Annotated in this window: 5 protein-coding genes, 1 pseudogene and 1 riboswitch; of the genes and pseudogenes, 4 read left to right on the top strand and 2 right to left on the bottom strand. The window is 60.1% G+C overall.

The genetic code is table 11. The features are described from left to right. Positions 1-73: 73 nt before the first annotated feature. Both DBR24_RS08460 and DBR24_RS08455 read left to right on the top strand, forming a co-directional pair. Positions 74-1072: a class I SAM-dependent methyltransferase gene (locus DBR24_RS08460; RefSeq protein ID WP_123463094.1), complete on the top strand. Its 999-nt coding sequence runs from the start codon at positions 74-76 to the stop codon at positions 1070-1072. Positions 1073-1123: 51 nt separating this feature from the next. Next, positions 1124-1246, top strand: a riboswitch (yybP-ykoY riboswitch). A gap of 88 nt (positions 1247-1334) precedes the next feature. Further along, positions 1335-1919 carry a TMEM165/GDT1 family protein gene (locus tag DBR24_RS08455; protein ID WP_077574495.1) on the top strand — a complete coding sequence of 195 codons (585 nt, stop codon included), beginning with the start codon at positions 1335-1337 and terminating at the stop codon, positions 1917-1919. Between the two features lie 67 nt (positions 1920-1986). Here DBR24_RS08455 and DBR24_RS08450 read toward each other — a convergent pair whose 3' ends face one another. Beyond that, positions 1987-2802, bottom strand: a complete 816-nt coding sequence (locus tag DBR24_RS08450; protein WP_123463092.1) for a M48 family metallopeptidase — start codon at positions 2800-2802, stop codon at positions 1987-1989. A gap of 203 nt (positions 2803-3005) precedes the next feature. Here DBR24_RS08450 and DBR24_RS34800 point away from each other — a divergent pair. Beyond that, positions 3006-4352: pseudogene (locus DBR24_RS34800) on the top strand (HAMP domain-containing protein); the annotation flags it as partial. Between the two features lie 12 nt (positions 4353-4364). Further along, complete coding sequence (locus DBR24_RS34795) at positions 4365-5207, top strand: methyl-accepting chemotaxis protein (protein WP_371921250.1); 843 nt, start codon at positions 4365-4367, stop codon at positions 5205-5207. Positions 5208-5413: 206 nt separating this feature from the next. Here DBR24_RS34795 and DBR24_RS31750 read toward each other — a convergent pair. After that, a partial coding sequence (locus DBR24_RS31750; protein WP_256591344.1) for an SOS response-associated peptidase family protein occupies positions 5414-5695 on the bottom strand: 282 nt, incomplete at its 5' end.

Below are 5695 nucleotides of genomic sequence, written 5' to 3'. Positions count from 1 at the left end.
GGCGTTCTTCAGCGGTAAGGCGCTGCGGGTCGTCAGTTGATAAACTGCGGCACTTTTTTTTTGAGGAGCAGTTATGGATCCGCGCAGTGAAGTACTGCTTCGTCAGGCCGAGTTATTCCAGGGTTCGCTGTTGCTCGCCGGTTTGCCCGCCGACGATTTGCTCGGGCGCCTGCCCGATGCGTTTGGCTGGTGCTGGCACGCGGGCGATCAAGCCGCACTCGACGCGCGTTTCGAGGGGCGCAGCCATTTTGGCGTGGAGATTCCTCAGCGTGAGTTCGACAGCGCCGTGGTGTTTTTGCCCAAGTCCAAAGACCTGACCGATTACATCCTCAACGCCGTGGCCTCGCGTCTGGCCGGGCGCGAGGTGTTTCTGGTTGGCGAAAAACGCAGTGGCATCGAGGGTGCGTCCAAGCAACTCAACCCGTTTGGCAAGCCGCGCAAACTCGACAGCGCGCGACACTGCCAACTGTGGCAAGTCACCGTGGCCAACGCGCCTGAAGCCAAATCCCTGGAAAGCCTGGCCCAGACTTACGAGCTGCCACTGGCCGAAGGCCCGTTGAAAGTCATCAGCCTGCCGGGGGTGTTCAGCCACGGCCGACTGGATCGCGGCAGCGCCTTGCTGCTGGAACACCTGGACAAACTGCCGAGCGGACATCTGCTCGATTTCGGTTGTGGTGCCGGTGTACTGGGCGCGGCGGTCAAGCGTCGTTACCCACACAATCAGGTCACGCTGCTGGATGTCGATGCCTTCGCCGCCGCAAGCAGTCGCCTCACCTTGGCGGCCAATGGTCTGGAAGCCGAGGTGATCACTGGCGACGGCATCGACGCTGCGCCGATGGGTTTGAACGCGATCCTGAGCAATCCGCCGTTCCATGTCGGCGTGCACACCGATTATTTCGCCACGGAGAACTTGCTGCGAAAAGCGGCGAAACATCTGAAAAACGGTGGCGAACTGCGGCTTGTTGCGAACAGCTTCCTGAAGTATCAGCCACTGATCGAAGAGCATCTGGGCGTGTGTGCGATCAAGGCCGAAGGCAATGGTTTCCGGATTTACCGGGCCAAGCGCGGCTGAAACTTCTTTTCAAAAAGAGGCTTGCTCTATCGGATTTGCCTAGGCAGAATCCGCTCCGTCCTAGGGGAGTAGTCTCCCACGAGCGCCAAGCTCGTCCGGCATGCGTCAACATACTTGATCCTCAGATCATGGCGCATGCGACCCAAGCGACCGCACCAGACGGTTCGCAGGGTTTGACAAGACCTATGACACGCACACCTTACCCGGGGCGGGAAGGCTGTACGTGTCATAGCCGTGTCGACCCGCCCCTTAGGAAATCCTGATGCTGGACTCATTACTCGTTCCCACCGCAATCGTTGCCTTGGCCGAAATCGGCGACAAGACGCAACTGCTCGCACTGATTCTCGCCGCTCGCTTTCGCAAACCCTGGCCGATCATTGCCGGTATTGTCGCCGCGACTCTGGCTAACCACGCGGCAGCCGGTGCGGTAGGCGCCTGGTTTGGCAGCTTCTTCTCGAATGCGACGCTGCACTGGATTCTCGCCGCAAGCTTTACGGCCACTGCGCTGTGGACGCTGGTTCCGGACAAAATGGATGACGATGAAACCAGCACCGCACGCAAGTTCGGGCCGTTTCTGACCACGCTGATTGCGTTTTTCCTCGCCGAAATGGGCGACAAGACTCAGGTCGCGACGGTGATGCTCGCCGCGCAATATCCGGAACTGTGGCTGGTGATTATCGGTACTACGGCGGGCATGTTGATTGCCAACGTGCCAGTGGTATTGGCGGGTAACTTTGCCGCGGACAAATTGCCGCTGACCTTGATCCGTCGCCTCGCGGCCTCGGCATTCATGATTCTGGCAATCGTGGCGGTGTACAAGGCGATGCAGAGCAGTGGCTGGGTTTAAAGCAGCTGCAAGCTTCAGGCAACGAGCTGCAAGCCAAGCGAGTCTGCGTTGACTTGCAGCTTGCAGCTTACTGCTTGCTACTGTTGTAAAGCGGCATGACCTTCGGAATCGCCGCCTGCAACGAGGCGATCCGGCTGGACGACGCCGGGTGCGTGCTCATGAACTCCGGCGGTGCGCCTTCCGAGGCCTTGCTCATCTTGTTCCACAGGGTGATCGCCGCGTTCGGGTTGTACCCGGCGCGGGCGGCCAGCTCGAGACCGATCAGGTCGGCTTCGTTTTCGTTGGCGCGGCTGTTGGGCAGGGTCATGCCGTAGTTGGCCACGGTGTCGGCCAGCGCCAGGCTGTCCTGACCAAGACCGAGCAGTGCACCCGCGCCTTGCTTGGCCATTTCAATGCCATAGGCCTTGGACATCGCTTCACGACCGTGCTCGCGCAAGGCGTGGGCGATTTCATGGCCCATGACCGCAGCGATTTCATCGTCGGTCAGTTTCAGGCTGTCGATCAGCCCGGTGTAGAAAATGATCTTGCCGCCCGGCCCACAGTTGGCGTTGAGCTCATCGCTCTTGATCAGATTGACTTCCCACTGCCACTGCGCCGCATCCGGACGGAAGTTCGGCGCCTGGGCGATCAGGCGGTTGGCAATCGCCTGCACCCGTTTGGCCTCCGGGCTGGTCTTGTCGAGCACACCTTTGCTGGACGCCTCGCCGACGGTCTTCTGATACGACTGGGCATACATCTGGTCGACCTCTTGCGAGGACAGCATGCTGAACATGTACTGCTTGCGCTCCACACCCACGGCGCCGCCGCTGGTGGTGTTGACCGACTGACAACCGGCCAGCAACAGCGCTGCGCTCAGTGCACTTACAACCAATGTCTTGTTCATTCAAAAGCTCCCTGAAAACCTGCCGCGTATCCTAGGCGGGTAATTGTATCGACGCCAGATACAACGGACGTGTTGCAGCGACTTTCAGATGTTTCCCACCAGCGCTGTCGTAAAAAATTCACAGCGACCGCCAAGTCCCGTGCAACTGCGTCGCGCACTGATCCATTTGCGACATCGGCTTTCAATTGCACCTGCTCGCACTCATGGCCCAATGCCGGCTGCCGATACAACAGCGCAGACGTCCTCTTGCGTGCGGAGCTCCCATGAAGTTCAAGTCGATCCAGTTTTCCGTCGCCGCCCTGGCCGGCGCCATCGTGCTCAGCGTGGTCGTTGCGCTGGTGCTGTATGCGCTGTTCTCCGGCGCCCGCACGCAAGAGATGGTGCAACAGCGCACCCAGACCCAGTTCGAGCAGGTCATCGAACAGCGCCTGACCTCGCTGGCGCAGACTCAGGTCAGCCAGATCCAGCGTGAACTCGAAGCGCCACTGTTGATTGCCGGCGGCCTGGTGCGGGTCAACGCCCTGCTCGGCACACCAGGTGCCGACGGCCAGCCACGTCTGACCGTCAGCCGCGAACAACTGATCAGCCTGATCAAAGAGAACGTTGAAAAGAACCCGAAAATTCTCGGCACCTACATCGGCTGGGAAAAAAACGCCCTCGACCACAATGACGCGGCCTATGTCGGCACCAGCGTGGTAGGGATCGACGCGGCCAACGGACGTTTCCTGCCGTGGTGGTTCCGCAACGATGACGGCACCCTCGGCCTGGACAAACTGGTGGACGTCGACGACCAGAAAACCCTGTCCACCGGCGTGCGCGCCAGCGAGTACTACCTGTGCTCGAAAGAAACCAAGAAATCCTGCGTGATCGATCCGGCGCCGTACAAAGTCGGCGACAAGATCGTCATGCTCGCCTCCTTTATTGAACCGATCATGCTCAACGGCGCGTTCCAGGGCATCGTTGGCGCTGACCTGTCGGTGAACTTCATCCAGGAAATGCTTCTGGGCGCCAACCAGAAACTCTACAGTGGCGCCGGACAAATGGCCCTGATCGGCGGCAATGGCCGGATCGTTGCCTACACCAAGGACCCAAGCAAATTCGGTGAGAAGGTCAGCGACATTCTCGACGCCGAACAGATCGCCAGCATGGCCAGTCTCAAGCGCGGCGAAGTCACCTATTCGGTGAACAAGGACAAGGGCCGCATCGAACTGTACCTGCCCTTCGGCATCGGCCAGACCGACGCACGCTGGACATTGATGCTGCAATTACCGCTCAACGCGGTGATGGCCGACCTGCAAAAACTGCAGGGCGATCTGGAGGCCCAGCGCAAATCCGACACCTTCGGCATGGCCATGGTCGGCCTGATCATCGCCGGCCTCGGCCTGCTGGTGATCTGGCTGGTCGGCCACGGCATCGCCCGACCGCTGAAACAAATGGTTGCGATGCTCAATGACATCGCCCAGGGCGAAGGCGATCTGACCCGACGTTTGACCAGCGATCGCAGCGATGAACTGGGTTCGATCGCCAAGGGCTTCAACACCTTCCTCGCCAAGTTGCAGGCGATGATCACCCAAGTGGTGACGTCAGTGCAGAGCGTCAGCGATTCCTCGGAACACACGGCTGATATCGCGATTCGCACCAACATCGGCATCCAGAAACAAATGGCCGAGATCGATCAGGTCGCCACGGCGGTGCAGGAAATGACCGCCACCGCGCAAGACGTCGCGCGCAATGCCACTCAGGCCGCACAAGCCGCCAGTCATGCGGATCAGGCAGCCAGTCAGGGCATGCAGATCGTGCGCGACACATCCAATTCGATCGGCGTACTGGCGCTGGAAATCGGTAAAGCGGTGGACGTGGTGCAGACCCTGGCCAAGGACAGCGAGAACATCAATGCGATCCTCACCGCGATTCGCGGGATTGCCGAACAGACCAACCTGTTGGCCCTGAACGCGGCGATCGAAGCGGCGCGTGCCGGCGAGCAGGGTCGTGGTTTTGCCGTGGTGGCGGACGAGGTGCGCAATCTGGCGCAGAAGACCCAGAAAGCCACCGAAGAAATCCAGACCATGATCCAGCAATTGCAACAGGGCACCCGCGATGTGGTGCGGGTCATGGAAGACAGCCAGAACCGCACCGACGAAAGTGTGCAACACGCGGCGAAAGCCGCCGAGGCGCTGGAGACGATTACCCAGGCGGTGTCGGTGATCAACGACATGAACACGCAGATTGCCAGCGCGGCGGAAGAACAGAGCGCGGTGGCCGATGACATCAACCGTAACGTGATCAATATCGGTCAGGTGGCGAATGAAGTGGCGGGGGGTGCGGATGAGTCGAGTTCAGCGAGCGCGGATTTAACCAAACTGGCGGAGCAGCAGCGGCGGTTGATCAATCAGTTCAAGGTCTGAAAAGCCAAAAGGCCCTCACCCTGACCCTCTCCCAAAGGGAGAGGGGACTGACCGAGTTGTCTACCGTCATACATCGACCTGAAAAATCGTGGCGATTATGGATTCGGTGAAAAACCTTCCAGTCGGTGTATTCCGTCAATATCCCCCAATCAGTCCCCTCTCCCTCCGGGAGAGGGTTAGGGTGAGGGGCTTTTGATCTGCAGGCTTCAGCCCGGGGTCAGACACTCCGGTCCGTTGAGCTTGGGATCATTGATCAGATTCGCCAGCACCCGCTCGCGCAACGCCGCCGGTTCGCTGGCCAGCAACCCTTGCAACACATGCAAAGGCGTCTCGGGATCGAGCCACGCCGCCTGCCCGGCCTCATCGAGAATCAACGGCCGGCGCTGACTCGAGGCCGGCTGCGTAATCACGGCCGTGCTCAACCAGACCTGCTCCTGCACCGGATAGGCCTCCCAGATCGCCGCGAAAAACAGTGACGAGCCCTCCCC

This window comes from Pseudomonas sp. HMWF006 (assembly GCF_003061205.1).
In the GTDB taxonomy this organism is placed as follows: Bacteria; Pseudomonadota; Gammaproteobacteria; order Pseudomonadales; family Pseudomonadaceae; genus Aquipseudomonas; species Aquipseudomonas monsensis.
This window is presented reverse-complemented; position numbering and strand designations above follow the sequence as displayed.

What these genes read in the sequence shown, in the direction of transcription:
- DBR24_RS08450 (WP_123463092.1), bottom strand. Translation starts at nt 2,802, where the DNA reads ATGAACAAGACATTGGTTGTAAGTGCACTGAGCGCAGCGCTGTTGCTG.
- DBR24_RS08460 (WP_123463094.1), top strand. Translation starts at nt 74, where the DNA reads ATGGATCCGCGCAGTGAAGTACTGCTTCGTCAGGCCGAGTTATTCCAG.
- DBR24_RS34795 (WP_371921250.1), top strand. Translation starts at nt 4,365, where the DNA reads ATGATCACCCAAGTGGTGACGTCAGTGCAGAGCGTCAGCGATTCCTCG.
- DBR24_RS08455 (WP_077574495.1), top strand. Translation starts at nt 1,335, where the DNA reads ATGCTGGACTCATTACTCGTTCCCACCGCAATCGTTGCCTTGGCCGAA.